This window comes from Kitasatospora sp. NPDC032757, from assembly GCF_055579305.1.
On sequence record NZ_JBVINN010000001.1, the window covers coordinates 101216 to 121922 of the forward strand.

The following is a 20707-nucleotide window of genomic DNA, read 5'->3' on the forward strand; positions in this document are numbered from 1 at the left end:
GTTCACCGGCGCGGGTAGGGAGGCGGGCGAGCCGGCGGGGAGTCCGCCCGCCGCCGCTGCCCGAGACCGGAGGCCCCGATGACCGACCGCGACGACCCGCAGCCCGACCGGCAGCACGCTCTGCCCGGCCGCCGGCAGCCCCTCCTCGACCGCCGCGACCTCCTCAGGACCGGCCTGGCCGGCGGCGCCGTCACCGCCCTCGGCCTCGCGGTCACCGCCGCCTCCGCCCAGGCGGCGGACGCGGCGGGGACGCCACCCGACCGGACGATCACCCTCACCGGCCATCTCCCCACCGGCGCACCCGACTTCGTCTACCTGCCCTTCGACGTCCCCTCCGGCGTACGGGAGATCGCCGTCTCCTACGGCTACGACAAGCCGCCCGTCCCCGCCGGCACCCCGGGCAACTCCTGCGACATCGGCCTCTTCGACGAACGCGGCACCGACCTCGGCGGCCGCGGGTTCCGCGGCTGGTCGGGCGGGTTCCGTACCGAGTTCACGGTCGCCCGCGACCAGGCGACGCCCGGCTACCTCCCGGGCCCGATCCGCCCGGGGACGTGGAACGTCGTACTCGGCCCCTACCAGGTGGCCCCGCAGGGCCTCGACTACCACGTGGCGATCACGCTCCGGTTCGGCGTGCCGGGGCCGGAGTTCACCCCGTCATACCCGCCCGAGCGGGCCCGGGGGCGCGGGCGCGCCTGGTACCGGGGCGACTGCCACCTGCACACCGTGCACTCCGACGGGCGCCGGCTGCCGGCCGAGGTGGCGGCGGGCGCACGGGCAGCCGGGCTGGACTTCATCGTGTCGACGGACCACAACACCACCTCGTCGCACGGTGTCTGGGGCCCGCTCGCCGGACCGGACCTGCTGATCGTGACCGGCGAGGAGGTCACCACCCGCAACGGCCACTGGCTGGCACTCGGGCTGCGCCCGGGCCAGTTCGTCGACTGGCGGTACCGCTCGCGCGACGAGGCGTTCCCCCGCCTCGCCCGGCAGGTCCGCCGCCAGGGCGGCCTGGTGGTGCCCGCGCACCCGTACTGCCCCTACGTCGCCTGCCAGTGGAAGTTCGGCTACCAGGACGCCGACGCGGTGGAGGTCTGGAACGGCCCCTGGACGTACGACGACGAGTCGGCCGTCGACACCTGGGACGCGGGGCTCGCCGTCGCCATGCGGGAAGGGCGCTCGTGGCTGCCGGCCGTCGGCAACAGCGACGCCCACAGCGCCCCGCAGGTCATAGGCTCCCCGCACACCGTCGTCCGGGCGGAGGACCTCACCCGCGACGCCGTCCTCGACGGCCTCCGCTCCGGGCGCAGCTGGATAGCCGAATCGGCCACCGTCCAGCTGGAGTTCACCGCCACCGGACACGGCCGCCAGGCCGGCATCGGCGAGCAGCTCACCGGCCCCGCGGACGCCCCGGTGGACGTACGCCTCACCGTCTCCGGCGTCCCGGGCGGCACCGTCCGGTTCCTCACCGACGAGGGTCAGCTGCACCAGGAGTCGCTGCCCGCCGACGGCACTGGCACCGTGGTCTGGCGGACGACGGCCTCGCTCGCCGCCTTCGTCCGGGCCGAGGTCCGCCGCCCGAAGGCCGACGGCACCCCGGGGAGGGGCAATGCGACGGGACCCGACCTGCCGTGGGGCCCGATGGCGGCGCTGACCAATCCGATCGTGCTGCGGCCGGCGGCCCCGCCGCAGGAGCAGTCCGCGGAGCAGCCGGCAGAGCCGTCGGCGGACCGGTCCCCGGAGCAGTCCGCGGACCGGTAGGGGGGAGGACTCGGGGTACCGCCGTGGACTAGGTTGATCTCCGACAGCAGTCAGTCGTAGGGGCGGGGCACCCGGCTGTCCGTACCCGGGTCCGACCCGCCCCGGCACCCCGTCCGCCCCCGGCCCGCGAAGGGATCAGCAGCCGTGAACCGTACGACCGTAGGTGGGCCGGAGATCGGGGGCGGCCGGGGCGCCGGCGGCGTGATCGTGCTGGCCGACCCGGCCGGGGCCGGGAGCGGCACGGTCGCGCCCCTGCTGGCGGACGCCCTCCACCCGAGCGTGCACCTGCGGGCGGACGACTTCCAGCGGGCGGTCCGGCAGGGCTACGTCCCGGCGCACCTGCCGGAGGCGCGGCGGCAGAACACGACGGCTCTGGCCGCCACGGCGCAGGCCGCCTTCGCGTTCGCCACCGGCGGGTACCAGGTGGTGGTGGAGGCGGCGGTGGAACCGGCGGCACTGGACGCCTTCCGCCGTGAGAGCCGCACCACCGGGGCGGCCCTGCACTACGTGGTGCTGCGGCCGGCGGGTGCGCCGGCCGAACCGGGCACGCCGGACCGGCACGCGGTGGACGCCGAGCCGGTCGCACCGGAGGCGGCGGCCGGGGCCGTCCTTGCCCGCCTGGCGCAGGGAGCGTTCCTGCTGGGGTGGTGAGGGCTCGGCGGTGAGGCCTCCATGGTGAGACCGCGACGTGGTGAGACCGCGGCGGTGAGGCCGGGTAAGCGAGGGCTCCGGCGGCCGCCCTCCCACAAGGGCGGTCGCCGGAGCGTCCCGGTCCCGCTGCCGCCGGGGCGCGGAAGCCGGATGGACCGGGAGGGGCCGGAGACCGGAGGCCCCGGCGGGCGGTCCGCCCCGGAGGGTGGTCCGCCCGCCCGGACGGCTGAACCGGCGCCCGCACGGGGGGTCGGGCGCCGGTAGCAGTGCCGCCACCCCGTACTACGGACGGGAGCGTCCTCTCGGTTCACCGGTTCGGCAGCCCGTCACCCGGGCTGTCTTCCGGCTGGCCCCCCGCACCGCTCTGAGGCCGCTCCCCCACGGGCCCGGGCCACGTCTCCCCGGTCCACGGCGGGGCGCCGGTGCCCGGTCCGGACCCCGGCCGGGTGGCCGGTCGGTGAACTGACCTGCGCCGACGCTCCGTAGAGCCGGGTAACGAGCGTGCACCGCAGACCGCGCCGAAGGAGACACCGTGAGGAACGCCGCCACCGCACCGCCCCTCGAACCTTTCGGCGCCCGAGTCCTGCCGTCATCGCCGTCGCTGCCACTCCACCACGCTCCCCACCCGAGCCCCCTCTCCGCCCCGGCCCCCGCACCCGCCCACGCACCTGCACCTGCACCTGCACCGGCCCACGCGCCGCGGCGCAGTGTGCTGGAGCGGCTGCGCAGCGGCGAACGCCAGGGCCGGGAGCAGCTGCGGCTCATCCGGTCCCCGCTGCAAGGGAGTTGGCGGATCGCCGTGCTGGGCGCCAAGGGTGGCGCCGGCAAGACCTCCGTGGTGCTCGCCCTGGGGGCGATGCTCGCGGCCGAGCGTGGCGAGCCCGTCGTGGCGGTCGACTCGGGCTCGCACTCCGGCTCGCTGGCCCGCCGCGTCCGGCACCGCACGACGGCGGGGATCACCGGCCTCGCGGCGGCCCGCCACCTCGTCGACCTCGACCGGTACGTCTCGCCGACACCGAGCGGCCTCGCGGTGCTCGCCGGACCGGACCGCCCGGGCACACTCTCCGACGCCGGCTACCGCGCCGCCCTGGAGCTGCTCGCGCAGCGGTACCCGATCGCGCTCACCGACTCCGGCACCGGCCTGCTGGAGGCCCCGATGCACGGAGTCCTCGACCTGGCCGACCAGTTGATCCTTGCCACCACGCCTGGCGTGGACGGCGCCGGCAGCGCGGCCGCAACCCTCGACTGGCTGCACGCCCACGGCTACGGGGAGTTGGCCGAGCGCTCGATCACCGTGGTCTCGGCGGTACGCGGGACCACCCGGCCGGTCGACCCCGCCGACCTGCGGGCGTACTTCGGCGCACGCTGCCGGGGCGTGGTGGAGCTGCCGTTCGACGACCACCTGGCGGCAGGCGCCGAGTTCGACCCCTGCCGGCTCGGCCACCGCACCGGCGCGGCCGTACGCGAGCTGGCCGCCCTGGTCGGCGCCGACCTCTGGCGCGCGGGCCGGCCCACCGTATGGTGAACCACCCTACGATGCACGGCCGTTGGCCTCCCGGGCCGCCGGGCCCCGGGCGGACGTCCGCCCGGGACTCGGCCCGCCGGGGCCTTGGCCTTCCGAGGGTCCGGTCATCCGGCCTCCCGCGCTGCCGGGCCCGGGCTGACGGGCCGCCCAGTCTGCCGGGCCCGGGCTGACCGGGAAGGGGCCTCGTTACGCCCCCACCTCACCGTCGATCGACTCGCGCAGGAAGTCGGCGTGCCCGTTGTGCCGGGCGTACTCGTGGATCAGGTGCAGCATCACCAGGCGCAGCGAGACGTCCGCCTCCCACTTCGGCATGTAGCCGGTCACGTCCAGCGACTCCGCCTCCCGCTCGATACGGCGGGCGTGCTCGACCTCCTCCTGCCAGGCGGCGAACGCCTCCGTCCGGTCGGCTCCCCGCGCGTCGTACGCGGCCTGGTAGTCGCGCTCCGGGGACCAGACGAACGGGATCTCCTCCTTGTTGATGACCCGGCGGAACCACGTCCGCTCGACCTCGGCCATGTGCCGGACCAGCCCGAGCAGGGACAACGTGGACGGCGGGCTCGACTGCAGCCGCAGCTGGTCGTCGGTCAGCCCGTCGCACTTCATCGCCAGCGTCGCCCGGTGGTAGTCCAGGAAGGCGCGCAGCATCTCGCGCTCGTCCCCGGTCAGCGGTGGCGCGATCCGTTCGGTGGCCATGTCGGTCTCCTGTCCTCCCCGGTGGCGCGGCCCCTTTGGCGCACGCCTCCCGTCCGTTGCCCGCCGACAGCCCGAGAACGTGTCTGCCCATTCCCGCCAAGCGCGCTGATCCGACGGTTTGTCGGACACACCCCCGTACCTGCCGAGCCCCGGTGTCCACACCGTACCGGGGAGCCGGGACGCCCGGCCCGCGGGCGGTGCGCCGCAGGCGGGTGGGAACCCGTGGCCCCGCTCACCGCCCTCCGCCCTCCGCTCTCCGCCGGGCCTGCACCGAGAACCCCGGGAGCCCGCGGGGCCGCCGGGCCGATGACCCGCACACCGTCGGGATGCTCATCGTCCGGTCACACCACCAACCCCCTGACCAGCCCGGTTTCCGCTCGAATCACCCTGGCGTGGTGTTCGGCCACGATCCCGGCTGGGTACGTACTGCGCGCACGCCCGAGGCCCCGGGCGGCGACCCGCGAGGAGACCGAGCAGCCCATGACCCACGACCGCATTCCCGCAACCGTGCGACAGACCTACGGCGCCGGCGATCTCGCCCTGGCGGCGAGCTTCGCCGGCGGCTTCATCAACTTCGGTGACTGGCAGGGGATCGACACCACGTCGCCGACCCCCGAGGACCGGGTGCACAGCCAGGAGCAGTTGTACCGGCGGGTGCTGCGCGCCCTTCCGACGCCGGCCGAGCAGCTGCGGCTGGCCGAGGTGGGCTGCGGGCGCGGGCTGGGTGCGGCGCTGGCGATGCGGGAGTTCCGGTTCGCCGCGGTGACCGGGGTGGACATCCATCCGGACCAGGTCGAGCGCGCCCGGGCCGTCAACGCCAAGGCGCTGGCGACGTTCCCGGACCGGCTGGCCTTCACTCTCGGCGCGGCCGACGAACTGCCGTTCGCGGACGGCTCGCTGGACGGCGTGTACTCCGTCGAGGCGGCCCAGCACTTCCGCGAGCTGACCGGCTTCGCGCACGAGGCGGCCCGGGTGCTGCGGCCCGGCGGGCGGCTGGTGGTGACCACGTTCTTCAGCTCCGGCCCGGAGGTCGCCGAGCGGCTGAGCATCCTGCTCGCCAGCTTCGCCGACGGCCTGGACGTGGCCCATCCGCTCGAGGACTTCACGGCCGACCTCGCCACCGCCGGCTTCGGGAACGTCACCACCGAGTCGATCGGCGCGAACGTCTGGCCCGGCCTCGACCGCTACCTGGAGGACACCGTCCCGCCCGGCCACTGGACGCGCAACTTCCTCACCGCCTGGCGGAGCGGCCTGCTCGACTACCACCTGGTGACCGCCGACCGCGACTGACCACGGCGGGCCTGCTCCGTCACGACGAACCGCCGGACACCTGCCTGCCTGCGGGGCCCGGCCCCGGTCGGAGAGCGGCCCGGCGTCGGCGCCGGGACGCGGCTCCGACCCGGGCCGTGCGGCTCCGCCCCGGCCGGGCGCGCGTCCCGCCGGCCTCAGCCGAGGACGGATTCGATGCGGGCGGCCAGGTTCAGCACGACATCGGAGCGGAGTGACCAGCCGCGGGCGGCGGCGCGGTGGAGGGTGCGCAGGAGGAGGACCGACCCCTGGGGCAGCGGCTCGACCGCCAGCAGCCGTTCGATCGACCAGGTGTGCGAGGTGTCCGGCCCGGCCTCCAGGGGGGTGAGTGCGTTGGCCTCGGCGACCAGCTCCCGGTCCGCGTTCAGGCGGCCGGCGGCCTCGGCGTCGCCCTCGAAGGACGACGGGCCGAAACGCCGCGGCGCGCTCAGGGCGACCCGGGAGGGCAGCGGCCGGCTCAGCGGCACGGCGTAGAGGAGTTGGCCCAGCCCCAGGCTTCGGCGGAGCGCGGCCCGCCCGGCCATGAGCGAGGCGCGAAGCTCGAACGGCCTCGGCGCCTGGGCGTCCACGTAGACGTAGCAGAGTGTCGGTGCGGGCATTCCGCTGAACCGCTCCCGCGGCGGCAGCAGACTGCCGGCCGGGACACCGGTGCTGTCGGGCGGGAGCGTGGCGGCCACCGGCGGCCGGTCGAGGCCGAGTTCACGGCCGAGCGCCAGGGTGAGGTCGGCGGTCACGCGGTCCGGGTCGGCGTCCCGGCCGGTCCAGAGTGCTGCGGGCATGGCGGTCTCCTCGCTTCGGTCGGGTGTGTCAGCCGAGCCCGACGATCTCCCGGCGGACTCGTGCCGCCTCGTCCGGCCGGCCGGCGGCAGCGAGCAGTTCGCCGAGCCGCGTCAGGGCTGCCTGCCGTTCGGCCTGGAACCGTCCCTGGCGCACCTCGGTGAGCCGGCGCCAGAGATCGGCGGCCGTCCGGGCCGGGTCGAGCGCCGCGGCGGGGCCGGCCTGGGCGGCCAGCGCCTCGCGGCTCCGGTCGGCCTCCTGGGCCTGCCGCAGCAGGGTCTGCGAGAGGTCCTCGACCGGGGCCGGCGCGGCGGCCTCCGCCCTGGCGACCCGCCTCCGGCGGACCAGGACGCTGAGCCCTCCGACCAGTGCGATCAGCCCACCGCTGAGGGCGCCCGAAACCAGCTTGTGCATCAGATCGTCCATGGAATCCTCGCTTCTTCGCAGCGTCACAGCTCTGCGCGTTCGTCTGTCGTGTGTTGCTTCGTGCTTCGTACTCAGTGCTCAGTGCTTCGCGCTCGGGGCTTCGTGCTCGGGGCTTCGTGGGGCGGTGGGGCGGCCACGGGGCGTTGGCCATGGACCGTGGACCGGCGGCCTCCGACCGCCGCTCCGCGCGACGACGCGGAGCGGCGGTCGGGCGGAGCGCCTCCGCCCGGGCGGGTCAGCCCGCCGCGGCGAACGCGGCCCCGAGCCGGGGCACGTAGTCCGCGAACGCGGGCGCCCAGCAGCCGTAGTTGTGGCCGCCGTTGCAACCGGGAGCCAGCGACCCCCCGTTGCCGTAGTCGACCAGGGTGCTGGGGAGCCCCAGCCGGTCGAGGCGGGCCTTGACGTTGGTGGAGGCGATCTCGGTGAAGTGGTCGATCGGCCCCTGGTTGCCGGTGTAGAGCGTGATTCCCGCACCGGTGAGCTTGGCCAGGTTGGCCTTGGCGGCGGGATCGACCTCCTTCCAGACGTGGTCCGCATTGAAGACGGGGTACGGCGAGCCGAAGATCGCGTCGCTGTCGACGTAGGGGCCGTAGCCGGTGCACTGTCCGGTGCCGGAGGGGGTGGAGGTGCTCAGCGCGCACCACGTACCCGTGAGGTTGAGTTCGGTGGCCAGGACGGCCCCGCGGATCTCCGCCGTTCCGAAGTCGATGCCACCGGAGAGTGCGGCCACCTGCCCGAACAGGTCGGGGCGGGCCTCCGCGTAGTGCAGCGCGCCGTAGCCGCCCATAGACAGGCCGACGATGCCCCGGTGGCTCCGGTCGGCGAGAGTGCGCAGGTTGGCGTCGATGAAGGGGACCACCTGGTTGAGGTGGAAGGTCTCCCAGTTCGCCGCGCCCAGGGCGGTGTTCTGCATGAGCCAGTCCGTGTACCAGCCCTTCAGGCCCCCGTCCGGGACGACCGTGATCATCGAGTCCGAGTGCAGGGCCGGCGCCGCCGCGGCATCGTCCACGTTGCCGCCACCGCCGTGCAGGAAGTACGCCACCGGCCAGCGCTTGCCGGGCTCGGCGGCGTAGCCGCTGGGCAGGAAGATCCGGATCCTGTGCCGGCCGGACACCTGTCCGGTGGTCACGGTGATCGTGAAGTCGGTGCCGGAGTGGACCTCGGTGGCGCCGGCGACCTGGGTCAGGCCGTAGCCGTCGGCGAAGACCGGAACGCCGGGCGCGTCGGCCTGCGCGTCGGCGTGCGCGGCCGGACCGGTGAAGGCGATCACCGTTGCCGCCAGCGCCGTCGCGGCGGCGGCTGCGGTGGCGCGCATCGCGGCGCGCACGCGCGCACCGGACAGCAGGGATGTCATGAGGGTTCTCTCTCCGTGAGGGTGAGTCGGAGGGCGAGTCGGAGGGCGAATCGCAGGAGAAGGCGCAGGGGCGGTGGGTGGTCAGCCGGCCAGGTGGAAGCCGGCGCCGACGCCGCCGTTGGCGTTCAGTTCGTCGATGATGCTCAGGATCGACGAACTGTGCTGGATGCCCCAGGCGTTGCCGACCAGCGTCGTGCCGGAGACGACCGGGGAGCCGGAGTCGCCGCCGTCGGTCCAGATCAGATGGGTGAACCAGATGCCGTTGGTGCCGATCCTCATGCCGCAGGTCAGACCGGTCCGGTGGCCCTCCTTGCACATGCGCGTCCCCACCGCCGGCGGGGCACCGATCGACTTGATGGTCACGCCGCCGACGGTGTCGGTGGCCGCCACCCGGCTCTCGTCCAGCTTGATCACCGCGTAGTCGAGCCCCTTGGGGCCGTTGTTGAGCAGGTTGTTGGGCGTACTGACGTACGTCACCTCGCCGATCGCCCCCGTCCCCAGGTCGGGCCGGCTGGCGGTGAGCGGTGCCGGGGAAAAGGCCGTCCCGGCGGGCGAGGTGTCGCGGTACACCTGTGAGCCGACGAGCTTGTTGCCCTGGTCGTCGATGAAACAGTGGGCGTTGGTCAGCGCCACCAGGTTGCCGGCGTTGTCACGGCCGACGGCGGTGAGGGTGCAGACGTAGTAGCTCTGCGGGTTCTCCGGGCTCGGCGCCATGCGGAAGATGATGCCGGTGCCGCCGCCGATGGGCGTGCGCGTCTCCGCGGCGGTGCCCGCGGAGGCGGCGGTGACGGTGGAGGCGGTGGTGCGAGCGGCGGTCGCCGCGCCGGCGGACGGCGCGGTGGCGAGGGCCATTCCCGCCAGGACGGCGGCGATACCGAGGGCACGTATTTCGCGAAGCATACGATCACTCTCCAATGTGGGGCCGAAAGCGGCGGGGCGCCGGTCGCGCCTCCGCCCGGACATCCGGCCGGCTCGGACGGAATTCGGTCGACGGAATCCGGTGTCAGCGGCGGCACGAAGCCGCGAGAATCAGCAGCAGAACGGCGATTCCCAGGACGGGCAGACATCCCGGGCCTCCGCCCGGGTCCCTGCGACCGACCTCCACACTGCCCCCCGGAGGAATTCCGGGGTGCTGCTTGGCGTAGTGCAGGATCTGCTGCTCCTCGCTCTCCGCCCGGGGGAGCCACGCCGTCTTGTATCCGCACTCACCGCACCAGTGGCGGTAGGCCATGTCGACTCCTCACTCCGGGTTGGACCGGCGACCGGACACCACCGATGGTGGCGTTCGCACAGGTCGGAGGACAGGCCATGGCACCGGCCACATATGACCGGTGGTCACGATAGGCTCCTCGCAGGCCGTACTCGCGGGGGGAAAGAGGGCGCCGACGTGGCGGATCAGCTCGGCACACTGTTGCGCCGGCTGCGCAAGCAGTCAGGGCTGACACAGGAACAGGTGGCGGAGCGGTCGGGAGTGAGCGTCCGCACCATCCGCAGACTGGAGACCGGGAAGTCCGCCGACCACCGACTGGGTACGGTCAATCTGCTGGCGGACGCCCTCGGCGTGGGGCCCGAGGATCGCCTGCTGCTGGCGGCCACACTCGCGAACGCATCGTCAGATCCGTTTCCCGAAACGATTTCCGGGCCTGTTCCCGAATCCACCCGCGGCCCGGCTCCGGAATCCCCCGTCGATTCCGGACCCCTTCCCCTTCCGTCCCCGTTCCCGCGGATTCCGGGCGCACTCGCCGAAGCGACCGCGGAGCTGGCGACGGAAGTCAGGCGCCGCTGGCAGATCGAGGAGGAGCAGCGCCGCGTCCACGATCCGTTTCCGTTACCGGTGCGCTGGCGCCCCGCTCCCGCGGGGCTGACGGACCACGCGGAGAACATCCAGCGCCTTCCCCCCGGGTCCGCGTCCGACGGGGTGGACCTCAGCGGTGATCTGCGCGCGGTGGCCGAGGTCTACCGGCGGATCCCGTCCGGGCGGCTCGTGGTGCTGGGCCGGGGCGGGTCGGGGAAGTCCATCCTGACGATCAGGTTCGTCCTGGACCTCCTGGCCGGCCCGGCCGTCGCCGACCGGGTGCCGGTGATCTTCAGCCTCGGGTCCTGGGACCCGACGGCCACCGCGCTGCGCGACTGGCTGATCGACCTGCTGCTGCGTGACCACCCCCACCTGGTCCAGCGCGTCCCCAGCGGTTCGACGCTGGCCGCCGCGCTGGTCGACGCCGACCTGGTCCTGCCGGTGCTGGACGGCTTCGACGAGATCGCCGAAGGCCTGCGGCCGCACGCGCTGGAGGCGCTCAACGCCACCTCGATGCCGCTCGTGCTGACCAGCCGCCGCGGGGAGTTCGCCGAGGCGGTGCACGCGGCGGGGACCCCGCTGGTCTGGGCGGCCGGCGTCGAACTCGTCGACCTCACGCCCGGCGACCTCACGGACTACCTGCCCCGCACCTCCCGCCCCGTCACCACCCGGGGCACCGGCCCGGACACCGCCCTCGGAGACGGGAACGGGTCCGGGAACGTATGGGACGCCGTCCTGGCGGCGCTGCGCAGGCAGGACACCCCCGCGAGCCGCAACCTCGCCGGCGTCCTGAGCACCCCGCTGATGGTCATCCTGGCGCGGACGCTCTACAGCGAGAACGCCGACGCCGACCCGGCCGAACTGCTGGACACCACCCGCTTCCCCACCCGGCACTCGCTCGAGGAGCACCTGCTGGCGGGCTTCGTGCCCACGGTCTACCGGCGTCTCGCCCCCGTACGGGCCACCGGCGGCCCCCCGCGCAGGCGGCCCGACCACGACTCGGACCCCGGCTCCGAACGGGTCCGGCGCTGGCTCGGTCACCTCGCCCACCACCTGGCCCGGCTCCCCGACCTCGACCAGCAGGACCTCGCCTGGTGGAAGATCGGCGACTCGCTGAGGCCCTCGACGCGCCTCCTCGCCGTCATGCTGACCTGCGCGCTGTCCGTCACCCTCGCCGAGTGGTCCGTCGGCCTGATCGCCCACCAGTTCGACTCCGTTCTCGCGGCGGACCTCGACGGGATCGTCCTGGAAGGCTCCCTGATGGGACCGATCGCGGGCCTGGCCTTCGGATCGGTCTACTGGCTCATCGCGAGGTTCGGCAGCACCGCCTTCGCACCGTCCCAGGTCCGGCTACGACTGCCCGGCAACCACACCCGCGTCGGCCGCGGACCGATGCGCACCTTCACCTCCCGGTTCGGGACGGTGCTGCTGGGCGGGTTCGTGATGGGCGTCGGCTGTGCCGGCGCCATCACGCTGGAACGCGCGCTGAACAACAGGGTCTCGCTCGCCGACGGCGCGGTGATCGAGGGCACGCTCATCAACATGCTGGCCTTCGGACTGATCTTCGGTTCGGCGGCCGGCCTCGTCTTCGGGCTGATGGCCGCACTCGAGGCGCCCCTGGACATCGCCTCCGCCGCGACCCCGGCCGGCCTGCTGTCCGCCAACCGCGCGACGGTGGGCCGGCAGGTCCTCGTCCTCGTACCTGCGCTCACCCTCGCGATCGCCCTCGGCGGCCGCCTCGTCATCGAGCTGCTGCAACCGCTCCTGGGGCCGATGAACTGGCCTTTGTCGGACGGCCTCTTCATCGGCGTGGTCGGCGGGCTCGGCGGCACCTCCTCCTACGCCCTCGGGTTCACCGCCTGGGGTCAGTGGGTGGTCTTCTGCCGCATCTGGCTGCCCGCGACCGGCAACCTCCCCCGGGACACGGCCGCCTTCCTGGACGACGCCTACCGCCGGGGAGTGCTCCGCCGGACCGGCGCGGTCTACCAGTTCCGCCACAGCCGCCTCCAGCACCACCTCGGCGACGCCTACCGCCTGCATCACGCGCACTACGCCCCGGCCACCTTCACCGCATCGACGTCGACGCCCCTTCCGCGGCCCCGGGGCGGGGACGCGCCCGACGCCGGTGCGGCGCGGCTGCGGGCGGGCGAGGCCGCGACCCGGACCGACTCCCCGTGACCCCGCCGTCATTCGGACGGATGATGCCGGTGCCGGGCGCGCCCGGTACCGGCTCCGCTCCCGCCCCGCCCTGTGCGTCGTGTCTCCGTGGTCTCCGGCCACGGAGGCCCCGCAAAAACCGTTAGGCGCACGAAGGCGACCACTGCTACATTTCCGGAAGCCGTGCAAGAAACCGAGGAGGTGGTACCCGTGAACGCAGTATCGACATGGGTGCTCCCCTCCGGGGTCACGGTCGGGCGATAGAAAAGGTCGTCCGGGAGCGCCGTTGCAGTGCACTCCCGAAAGGCACGACCATGCATGTCACTTCTGATCAGCGCCTCGACGACGGCGTACTCGAACGCACCTTCAGCCTCGGTGAGATCCCCGGCATCCTGTGGACACCCGCATCGGCATCCGCATCCGCACCGGCGCCGCTGATCCTGCTCGGCCACCCTCCCCTCGGGCTGCGCATGATGTACCCCCGGCTGGTGGCTCGGGCCCAGCAGTCCGCGGCGGATGGCTTCGCCACAGCCACCATCGAGCTCCCCGGAAGCGGCGACCGGCCCCGGTGGGCCGCCGTCGAGCAGGCCCGCGCCGACCTGCGCCGGGCGATCGAGGCCGGCAAGCCGGTCACCGACGAGATCGTCGACGCTCTCGTCCTCCCGCTGGTCGAAAAGGCGGTCCCGGAATGGCAGGCCGCCCTGGACGCCCTGCTCGAGCTGCCCGAGATCGGCGGCCCGGTCGGATACTCGGGGGGAGTGATCTCCATCGGCATCCGGCTGGCGGCGGTCGAGCCGCGCATCGCGGCCGCCGTTCTGTTCGCCGGGAGTTTCGTGCCTCGCGCCATGTTTGATGAGGCCCGCCAGGTCACCGTTCCGCTGCACGTCCTGCTGCAGTGGGACGACGAGGGGAACGACCGGCAGGCGGCCCTGGACCTGTTCGACGCATTCGGCTCCGAGGAGAAGTCCCTGAACGCCAACATGGGCGGGCACACCGGCGTCCCGCAGTTCGCGGGGGACGCCGCGGCCCAGTTCTTCACCCGCCATCTGAAGTGAGGCCGGGCCGTCGGACCGGCGGCAGGCGGTAGCTGATGCCGGCCGGCACGCCGCTCATCGAGGACGGGTCGGCCCTCCGCAGCTCTCTGCACCGTGGGCCCCTGCCGAACTCCCGGCAGGGGCCCACGGTGTCTGACGTCACTGTCCGTTCGGTTTCTGCACAGCTTCGGGCGCTGCCCGAACCCGGGGTCGGAGGCCTGCTGCAACAGGTCGTCGAGGAACTTCGTCCTGATGACGATGGAGAACGACACGGCCAGCCGGCGGCGGCGCGCGGCCTCCTCGGCGTCCAACGGCGGTAGCGGACGGCCGTGTTCCGAGGCTCGACGCGACCTTGGCGGTGCGCCAGACTCTTGCCCCGGCAGCACACGCGTTCCCGCCGCACCTCCCGCCCCGCCCGGACGCGCGACGCATCACGCGGCGCGCGCCGAGCCCGGAACCGCACATCGGAGAGCCACACGGTGACCACGAGTCAGCAGCTGGAGATCACCTTCTCGTCCGGCCGGTCGGGCACCGGACCGGCCACCTGGGGCCAGCAGGCCATCTGGGACGCCGTCGGCCGGCTCGCGCCCGCCGACGCGCCGCGCTACAACATCACGACGGCGGCACCACTGGACCCGGGCCTGCCGGTTCCGGTCGTCCTCGAGGCGCTCGCGAACCTGCTCCACCTGCACGACTCCCTCCACACCAGGCTCCAGACGGACGGCGAGGGCCGGCTGCGGCAGACCGTCGACCCGGACGGCCGGCTGCCCGTGCACACCCGCCACAGCGACGGCGGAGCCGCCGAACTCGCCGCCGCCGGTGCGGCCTTGCACGACGAACTGGCCGCGCTGCCGTTCGACTGCGCCACCGAGTGGCCGATCCGGGTGGGCCTGGTCGAGGCGGGCGGCCTCGTCCGGCACCTGTCGCTCGTCCTGTCGCACACGGCGGTGGACGGCGCGGGCATGGGCCGGCTGGTGATGGACCTCACCGAGCTGTCGCTGGGCGGGACCGTCGAGACGATCAGGGCCGGCCGCCATGCCCAGCAGCCCTTGGAGGAAGCCGAGTTCCAGCACTCCGAGCGCGGCCGACGGCGCGACGCCAACGCCCGCGCGCACGTCCTGCGCAAACTGCGCTCGGGCCCGCCGCGCCTCTTCCCGCCCGCCCGGAACGACGAGCCGCAGCCGTTCCCGAACGCCGTGCTCAGCTCCCCCGCGCTGCTCCGGGCGGTCGAACTCGTCGCGTCCGGCCACCGGGTGAGCACCTCCTCGGTGCTGCTCGCCGCGACGGCGGTGATGACGGCCCGGCTCGCCGGCTCGTCCGACGCCGTGCTCCAGATCGTCGTCAACAACCGCTTCCTGCCGGGCCTCGCGGGCGCCGTGAGCGTGGTGGCCGGCGACGGGATCCTCCACCTGCCGGACGTGGACGGCGAGTTCGGCGCCGCCGTCCGCCGTACGCACGCCGCCTCGATCGCCACCTACCGGCACGCCTACTACGACAAGCGGCTGCTGGACGAGGAGATCGCCCGGCTGACCGCCGAGCACGGCCCGACGGCCGACCGCTCCTGCGTCTTCAACGACACCCGCGACCTGGTCCCGCCGGCGATCGCCGGGCCGGGAGCCACCGCCGCCCCCGGCGACCCGCTCGACACCACCCGCACCACCCTCGGCCGGCCGGAGGAGTTCGAGCCGCGCCCCGGGCTCACCTACGCCCTCGACGCGCTCCGGACCGCGGACGCGCTCCAGCTGGCGATGACGGCCGACGGCTCGGTGCTCCCCCGCCCCCGGATGGAACGTTTCCTCTACGGCATCGAGGAACTGGTCGTCACCGAGGCCCGTACCCTGGCCACCACAAACCCCTGACCGCCGGCCCTTTCACAGGCCACCGCCCGGCAGACAGGCCCTGGCAACGGCGTGGCCCGGCCGCCCCCACCCAGCGGCCGGGCCGGGCCACGCCCGTCACCTCATGTCACTCCACACCACGTCACCAGGTCACCGCACCCGTCACCGCACCCGGTCAGCGCCCGTGTGCAGCTCCCAGCGCTCGCGCCGGTGCTCGCGTGCACCCGTCAGTGCGCGTGGTCGTGCAGCGAGTTGGTCTCCTGGATCTTCTTCCACGACTTCGGCTCCTGCGCCGTCGCCTTGGCACTCGGCGCCAGGCCCGCCGTGCCCGTCGCCCCCGCCGCCGGAACGCCCGCCGACGACACCGACGGCTTCGAGGCCGTGAACAGCCAGGTGGTGAAGAGGTCCGCGAGCGGCTTCCCGGAGATCCGCTCGGCGTACGCCTGGAACTGCTGGATGGTGGCGTTGCCGTACTTGCGCTCGGCCGGCCACCCCTTCAGGATCTGGAAGAACTTCTCGTCCCCGACGGTGTTGCGCAGCGCCTGGATCGCCACCGCGCCCCGGTCGTAGACGGCGCCGGCGAACTGGTGGTCCGCCCCGGGGTCGCCGGGCTTGACGCTCCAGAAGGCGTTGTCGGCCGGGTAGGAGGTGTAGACGTAGTCGGCGAGTTCCTGCGCCGTGCCCTCGTTCTCGTGCTCGGACCAGAGCCACTGCGAGTAGCGGGCGAAGCCCTCGTTGAGCCAGATGTCGCTCCAGCGCTGGACGGAGACGCTGTCGCCGTACCACTGGTGGGCCAGCTCGTGGACGACGACGGACGTGTTGGAGCCGCGGGAGAACTGCGCGGGGCTGTAGAAGATCTGGGTCTGGGTCTCCAGGGCGTAGCCCGTGGGCACGTTGGGGACGTAGCCGCCGACCGAGTCGAACGGGTACGCCCCGAAGTAGCCGCTCAGCCAGTCGACCAGTTCGCCGGTGCGCTCGACGCTGGCACGCGCGGCGCCGTCGTTGTCGCCGAGGTCCTTGCTGTAGGCGGTGACGACCGGGATCCCGCCCGGTGTGGTGTCGGTCCGGAGGTCGAACCTGCCGATCGCGAGCGTGGCCAGATAGGTCGCCTGCGGCTTGGTCTGGCGCCAGTTGTAGCGGGTCCAGCCGGCCCGGGAGCTCTGCCCGGTGAGGAGGCCGTTGCTGATGGCCTGGGTGCCGTCGGGCACGAGGACGGAGACGTCGTAGGTGGCCTTGTCGGTGGGGTGGTCGTTGCTCGGGAACCACCAGGCCGATCCCTCGGGCTCGTTGGCCGCGATGCCGCCGTCGGGGGTGCGCAGCCAGGCGGAGTAGCCGCCGCGCTCCACCTCGCCGGGCCTGTCGGCGTAGCGGACGACGACGGTCACGGGGCTGCCCTTGGTGAGCGGCCGGGCGGGGGTGATCTCCAGCTCCGACTCACCGGTACTGGCGAACTTCGCGGTCCGGCCGTTGACCAGCACCTCCTTGACGCCGAGCACGAAGTCCAGGTTGAAGCGGGAGAGGTCCTGGGTGGCGGTGGCCAGGATGGTGGCGGTGCCTTCCAGTTCGTCGGTGACGGGCTGGTATTTGAGGCGGATGTCGTAGTGCGAGACGTCGTATCCGCCGTTGCCGGCGTTGGGGTAGTACGGGTCTCCGATGCCCGCCGCGCCGGGGCCGATCTGGGCGGCGGAGGCGGGCACGGTCAGGAGCAGGGCGAGCGCGCCTGCGGCGGCAGAGACGATCAGCCTCTTGCGCACGGTGGTCCTCCAGGGTCACTGGGACAGTGGGTCGCATCGATCCCTGTCCCGGTGAGCCTGGGCCCACTCCTGCCCGATGAAATGTTCATGAGAAGAAACAGGCCGAAATGGAGCCGCCGCGCCCCCGTCACGCCGGCCCGGCCCCCGGGCCTCGCCTCACGCCCCCGGCCCTCGCCTCACGCCCCCAGCGCCACCGGCGCCCGCACCAGCGAGCCGTACTCCGTCCACGACCCGTCGTAGTTCTTCACGTGCGGGTACCCGAGCAGCTCGGTCAGCGCGAACCAGGTGTGCGCCGAGCGCTCCCCGATCCGGCAGTACGCGATCACCTCGCGTTCGGCCTCCACGCCCTGCCCGCCGTACAGCGCGCGCAGCTCGTCCGCCGAGCGGAAGGTGCCGTCGTCGTTGGCCGCCTGCGACCACGGGATGTTCACCGCGCCGGGGATGTGGCCCGGCACCTGCGCCTGCTCCTGCGGCAGGTGCGGCGGCGCCAGCGCCTCGCCCCGGTACTCGGCCGGGGAGCGGACGTCGACCAGCACGGAGTCCGAGCCGGGCTTGGCGAACACCTCCGCCCTGGCCAGCACCTCGTCGCGCAGCGCCCGCACCTCGGGGTGCTCGGGGCCCGCCAGCCGGTAGGCGCTGTGCTGGTAGTCCATCACCTCCTCGGTGAGCTCCCGCTCCTCCAGCTCCCACTTCTTCCGCCCGCCGTCGAGCAGCTTCACCGGCCCGTAGCCGCGCAGCCGCAGCAGCCAGTAGGCGTAGGCGGCGAACCAGTTGTTGTTCCCGCCGTACAGCACCACGGTGATGTCGTCCTCCACCCCGGCCGCGCGCAGCAGGTGCTGCATGCCGTCGCGGTCGGTGTAGTCGCGCCCCACCCGGCTGTGCAGGTCGGTGGTCCAGTTCCAGCCGACCGCGCCGGGAATGTGCCCCTGTTCGTACGCGGTGGTGTCCTCGTCCACCTCGACGACGCGGATCGTGCCGTCGTCCAGGTGCCGGGCCAGCCATTCGGTGGGGACCAGCGCCTCGGGGTGTGCGTAGCCGTTGCCGGTCATCGCCGCCCTCCTTCGCTCGGACTCTTCGAACCTACGTCCGACCTTCCGCCCCGGCCACCCGCACCGGGGCTGCCCCGCCGGCCCACCCTGCCGGGGCCCGCCACGGCCCCGGAGCGGCCCGGACGCGGCCGCCTACGCCCCGGCACCGTCCAACCGCGCCAGGTAGTACACGTTGAGCACGTCCCCCTCCACCTGCGCGGTCTCCACCGAGCCGAACCCGGCCTCGGCCAGCATCCGCCGGGCCGTCTGCTCCCCCCAGACCGTCCCCAGCCCCGCGCCGCCCTCGCCGAGCGAGACCGTCATGCAGTAGAAGGTCGAGAAGGTGTAGAGCGCCGGCGCGAGCGGGTGGTCGATGTTCTCCTCCAGCCGGCTGCTGGCGGCGATGTCGCCCATCAGGAAGACGCCGTCGGGCCGCAGCACGCCCGCGACGGCGGCCAGCGTCTCGGCCGGGCGGGCCAGGTCGTGGATCACGTCGAAGGCGGTGACCAGGTCGTAGGAGCCGGTCAGCCCGGCCGAGTCGGCGACCTCGAAGCGCGCGTTGGACAGGCCCAGCGCCTCGGCCTCGGCCCGGGCGGCGGCGATGCCCGTCTCGGAGATGTCGACGCCGGTGAACCGGCCGGCCGGGAAGGCCCGGGCCAGCAGGTTGACGACGTGCCCCTGCCCGGTGCCGATGTCGAGCGCGTCGGCCCCGGCGCGGAGCCGCTCCGGCAGCCCGGGCACGAGCGGGACGATCCCGTCCACCAGGGCCAGGTCGTAGACCCGCCCGGACTCCTCGGCCTGGAGCTCCTGGAACCGCGGGTACGCCGAGTAGGGCATCCCGCCGCCCTTGCGGAAGCACTCGACGAGCTGCTGCTCGACCTCGCCCATCAGCGCGAGGTACTGCATCATCCCGGCCAGGTTCTCCGGCCCGGCCGCCCGGGTCAGCGCGGCGGCGTGCTCGGGCGGCAGCAGGTAGGTGCCGTGTCCGGGGTCGTACTCGACGATCCCGCCGACCACCATCGCGCCGAGCCACTCGCGGACGTAGCGTTCGTCGAGCCCGGCGGCCCGGGCGACCTCCGCACTGGTCGACGCGGCAAGGCCGGCCATGGTGTCGAACAGGTTGGTCTGGTGGCCGATGCTGGCCATGAATCCCAGGCAGGCGTCGTTCAGCACCTGCACGATCCGACCCGCGAACTCCTCCTGCTCCACCGGGTCCGGCTCCCGTACGGACATCGTTCCTCCTCCGCCTCCGGGACCAGCGTGAACCCTCCCCTCCTCACGCTACGCCGCTGCGCCCGACCGCCGCAGACCCGCTATCCGGCCGGCCCGCCCGTGGCCGGCCAGGGGACCTCCCGGCGCTTCTCGTACGCGTAGCGGGCCGCGTCCCACCGCGCGCCCTCCTCGGCGAGCCGCTGCCTGAACCGCCCCCAGTCGCGGCCCGACTTCGGTGACCAGCCCAGCTCGGCGAGGGCGGGCAGCCGGGGCAGCAGCATCAGGTCCAGCTCGTGCGGAGGGGCGCGAGTGTCTCGGTCCGGAGCGGTGCCTCCACGCCGAGGACCGCTCCGGCCGGTAGCCGGACCAGGGTGTCCGGGTCCCAGGAGTAGGCGGACCGGACGTCGACCGTCCCGGCCCAGACCAGTCCGAGCGGATAGGAGGCGTCGTACTTCATGTCGAGGTACGTCCGCCCGGCCGGGGACATGATCACCTTCGCGCCGCGCTCGGCGGCCTCCCGCAGCTCCGCCTCCCGCCCGCCCGCGCCGTCCCAGTACTGGAGCAGCCCGATGCCGCCGGGCGCGGTCTGGTTCCAGCCGACCGGGGTCTTCCCGGCCGCGGTCACCTGGGCACCCACCCGCCGGACGAACTCCCGGTAGGCCTCCGGGGGGACCTTCTCCACCTCGTCGCCGCCGATGTGCAGGTGCGGCCCGGGGGCGCCGGCCGGGCGGCGGGGCGTCCTCCGACCCGAGCGCGTGGTGAACGCCGAAGCCGGCCGCGGCGAGCAGCAGCGCGGTGAGGACGGTCAGCGGTCCGCCGGACCGGGCGGACAGCCCGGCGATTCGTGTCGGCAAGGCCTCTCCAGGTGCCGGTTCACCGGAATGGTCTCAACCAATCGCCGAACTGTCGCGCCCTTCAGCGGAATCGGTCCGGCTCAGGAGAAGACGACGGACCGCAGCTTGAGCCTGTCGCCGAGCTTCTTGCCCGGGTTCATGACGTAGAACACGTCACCCGCGCAGTGGAAGTCGCGGAAGACGGTGGCGGTGGAGGTGGTGAGGTTCTGGGGCGCGAACCCCGGCGCCGTCTCCGTCGTCCACGGAAGGTCGATGCACCGGCCGCTCGCCGGGTCGGCCAGACCGGTCTCCACGCCGGGGCCGACCTTGTAGAGGAAGTCGCCGGTTGCCGCGTCGGCGGAGGCGGGGACGGCGAGGACGAGGGCGAGGGCGCTGGCGGCGGCGAGCGTGGCGTTGCGGAGACGCATGGGGTGGGGCCTTTCGGGGCGGTACGCGGTGGTGCCGGGGACATTGATGCGAGATCACCCTAGAAGCCCAAAATCCGCAGAAACGGTTCTCCCAATCCACTCTTTTGAGTGGTTTAGCCGGAAACGCCGCTAC

The 20707-nt window shown here is 73.5% G+C and carries 18 protein-coding genes and 1 pseudogene; 7 read left to right on the forward strand and 12 right to left on the reverse strand.

Annotation, left to right across the window (positions count from 1 at the left end):
* Positions 1 to 78 precede the first annotated feature (78 nt).
* From ACZ5WK_RS00545 to ACZ5WK_RS00555, 3 genes are all read left to right on the forward strand, one after another.
* Positions 79 to 1761 carry a CehA/McbA family metallohydrolase gene (locus ACZ5WK_RS00545; RefSeq protein ID WP_465543485.1) on the forward strand — a complete coding sequence of 561 codons (1683 nt, stop codon included), beginning with the start codon at positions 79 to 81 and terminating at the stop codon, positions 1759 to 1761.
* Between the two features lie 144 nt (positions 1762 to 1905).
* Positions 1906 to 2412 carry an ATP-binding protein gene (locus tag ACZ5WK_RS00550; RefSeq protein WP_465543487.1) on the forward strand — a complete coding sequence of 169 codons (507 nt, stop codon included), beginning with the start codon at positions 1906 to 1908 and terminating at the stop codon, positions 2410 to 2412.
* 532 nt (positions 2413 to 2944) lie between these two features.
* On the forward strand, positions 2945 to 3937 hold the full coding sequence (locus tag ACZ5WK_RS00555; RefSeq protein WP_465543489.1) for a MinD/ParA family ATP-binding protein: 993 nt from the start codon (positions 2945 to 2947) through the stop codon (positions 3935 to 3937).
* A gap of 186 nt (positions 3938 to 4123) precedes the next feature.
* Here the strand turns inward: ACZ5WK_RS00555 and ACZ5WK_RS00560 are convergent, their stop codons facing one another.
* Positions 4124 to 4630 carry a DinB family protein gene (locus ACZ5WK_RS00560; protein ID WP_465543491.1) on the reverse strand — a complete coding sequence of 169 codons (507 nt, stop codon included), beginning with the start codon at positions 4628 to 4630 and terminating at the stop codon, positions 4124 to 4126.
* Positions 4631 to 5110: 480 nt separating this feature from the next.
* On the opposite strand from ACZ5WK_RS00560, the gene ACZ5WK_RS00565 reads away from it, so the two are divergent.
* Complete coding sequence (locus tag ACZ5WK_RS00565; protein WP_465543493.1) at positions 5111 to 5920, forward strand: class I SAM-dependent methyltransferase; 810 nt, start codon at positions 5111 to 5113, stop codon at positions 5918 to 5920.
* A 155-nt stretch (positions 5921 to 6075) separates the two neighbouring features.
* On the opposite strand, the gene ACZ5WK_RS00570 is transcribed toward ACZ5WK_RS00565, so the two are convergent.
* The 4 genes from ACZ5WK_RS00570 to ACZ5WK_RS00585 form a co-directional block, all read right to left on the reverse strand.
* A complete protein-coding gene (locus ACZ5WK_RS00570; RefSeq protein ID WP_465543495.1) occupies positions 6076 to 6717 on the reverse strand; it encodes a hypothetical protein in 642 nt (213 codons plus the stop codon).
* A gap of 28 nt (positions 6718 to 6745) precedes the next feature.
* Positions 6746 to 7141 (reverse strand): hypothetical protein, encoded by a 396-nt coding sequence (locus ACZ5WK_RS00575; RefSeq protein ID WP_465543497.1) that lies wholly within the window; start codon positions 7139 to 7141, stop codon positions 6746 to 6748.
* Positions 7142 to 7376: 235 nt separating this feature from the next.
* Entirely contained in the window at positions 7377 to 8495 is a 1119-nt protein-coding gene (locus ACZ5WK_RS00580) for an alpha/beta hydrolase (RefSeq protein WP_465543499.1), read from the reverse strand.
* A gap of 81 nt (positions 8496 to 8576) precedes the next feature.
* Entirely contained in the window at positions 8577 to 9395 is an 819-nt protein-coding gene (locus ACZ5WK_RS00585; protein WP_465543501.1) for a trypsin-like peptidase domain-containing protein, read from the reverse strand.
* A 487-nt stretch (positions 9396 to 9882) separates the two neighbouring features.
* On the opposite strand from ACZ5WK_RS00585, the gene ACZ5WK_RS00590 reads away from it, so the two are divergent.
* Both ACZ5WK_RS00590 and ACZ5WK_RS00595 read left to right on the forward strand, forming a co-directional pair.
* Positions 9883 to 12468: a helix-turn-helix transcriptional regulator gene (locus tag ACZ5WK_RS00590; RefSeq protein ID WP_465543503.1), complete on the forward strand. Its 2586-nt coding sequence runs from the start codon at positions 9883 to 9885 to the stop codon at positions 12466 to 12468.
* A 293-nt stretch (positions 12469 to 12761) separates the two neighbouring features.
* On the forward strand, positions 12762 to 13502 hold the full coding sequence (locus ACZ5WK_RS00595) for a dienelactone hydrolase family protein (RefSeq protein WP_465543505.1): 741 nt from the start codon (positions 12762 to 12764) through the stop codon (positions 13500 to 13502).
* Positions 13503 to 13675: 173 nt separating this feature from the next.
* Here ACZ5WK_RS00595 and ACZ5WK_RS00600 read toward each other — a convergent pair.
* Positions 13676 to 13798 (reverse strand): annotated as a pseudogene (locus ACZ5WK_RS00600) (SAM-dependent methyltransferase); the annotation flags it as partial.
* A gap of 162 nt (positions 13799 to 13960) precedes the next feature.
* On the opposite strand from ACZ5WK_RS00600, the gene ACZ5WK_RS00605 reads away from it, so the two are divergent.
* Positions 13961 to 15340 carry a condensation domain-containing protein gene (locus tag ACZ5WK_RS00605; RefSeq protein WP_465543507.1) on the forward strand — a complete coding sequence of 460 codons (1380 nt, stop codon included), beginning with the start codon at positions 13961 to 13963 and terminating at the stop codon, positions 15338 to 15340.
* Positions 15341 to 15546: 206 nt separating this feature from the next.
* On the opposite strand, the gene ACZ5WK_RS00610 is transcribed toward ACZ5WK_RS00605, so the two are convergent.
* The 6 genes from ACZ5WK_RS00610 to ACZ5WK_RS00635 all read right to left on the reverse strand — a co-directional run bounded on the left by ACZ5WK_RS00610 (position 15547) and on the right by ACZ5WK_RS00635 (position 20574).
* The gene (locus ACZ5WK_RS00610; RefSeq protein ID WP_465543509.1) at positions 15547 to 17073 is read right to left on the reverse strand and encodes a M1 family metallopeptidase; all 1527 of its coding nucleotides are present in this window, start codon (positions 17071 to 17073) and stop codon (positions 15547 to 15549) included.
* A gap of 176 nt (positions 17074 to 17249) precedes the next feature.
* Positions 17250 to 18122: a sulfurtransferase gene (locus ACZ5WK_RS00615; protein WP_465543511.1), complete on the reverse strand. Its 873-nt coding sequence runs from the start codon at positions 18120 to 18122 to the stop codon at positions 17250 to 17252.
* 132 nt (positions 18123 to 18254) lie between these two features.
* The gene (locus tag ACZ5WK_RS00620) at positions 18255 to 19334 is read right to left on the reverse strand and encodes a class I SAM-dependent methyltransferase (RefSeq protein WP_465543513.1); all 1080 of its coding nucleotides are present in this window, start codon (positions 19332 to 19334) and stop codon (positions 18255 to 18257) included.
* A gap of 80 nt (positions 19335 to 19414) precedes the next feature.
* Positions 19415 to 19594 (reverse strand): hypothetical protein, encoded by a 180-nt coding sequence (locus ACZ5WK_RS00625; protein WP_465543515.1) that lies wholly within the window; start codon positions 19592 to 19594, stop codon positions 19415 to 19417.
* Positions 19594 to 19995 (reverse strand): family 20 glycosylhydrolase, encoded by a 402-nt coding sequence (locus tag ACZ5WK_RS00630; RefSeq protein WP_465543517.1) that lies wholly within the window; start codon positions 19993 to 19995, stop codon positions 19594 to 19596. The genes ACZ5WK_RS00625 and ACZ5WK_RS00630 overlap by 1 nt, the downstream gene beginning before the upstream one ends.
* 252 nt (positions 19996 to 20247) lie before the next feature.
* Positions 20248 to 20574, reverse strand: coding sequence for a hypothetical protein (locus tag ACZ5WK_RS00635; RefSeq protein ID WP_465543519.1), 327 nt, complete (start codon positions 20572 to 20574; stop codon positions 20248 to 20250).
* Between the last annotated feature and the right edge of the window lie 133 nt (positions 20575 to 20707).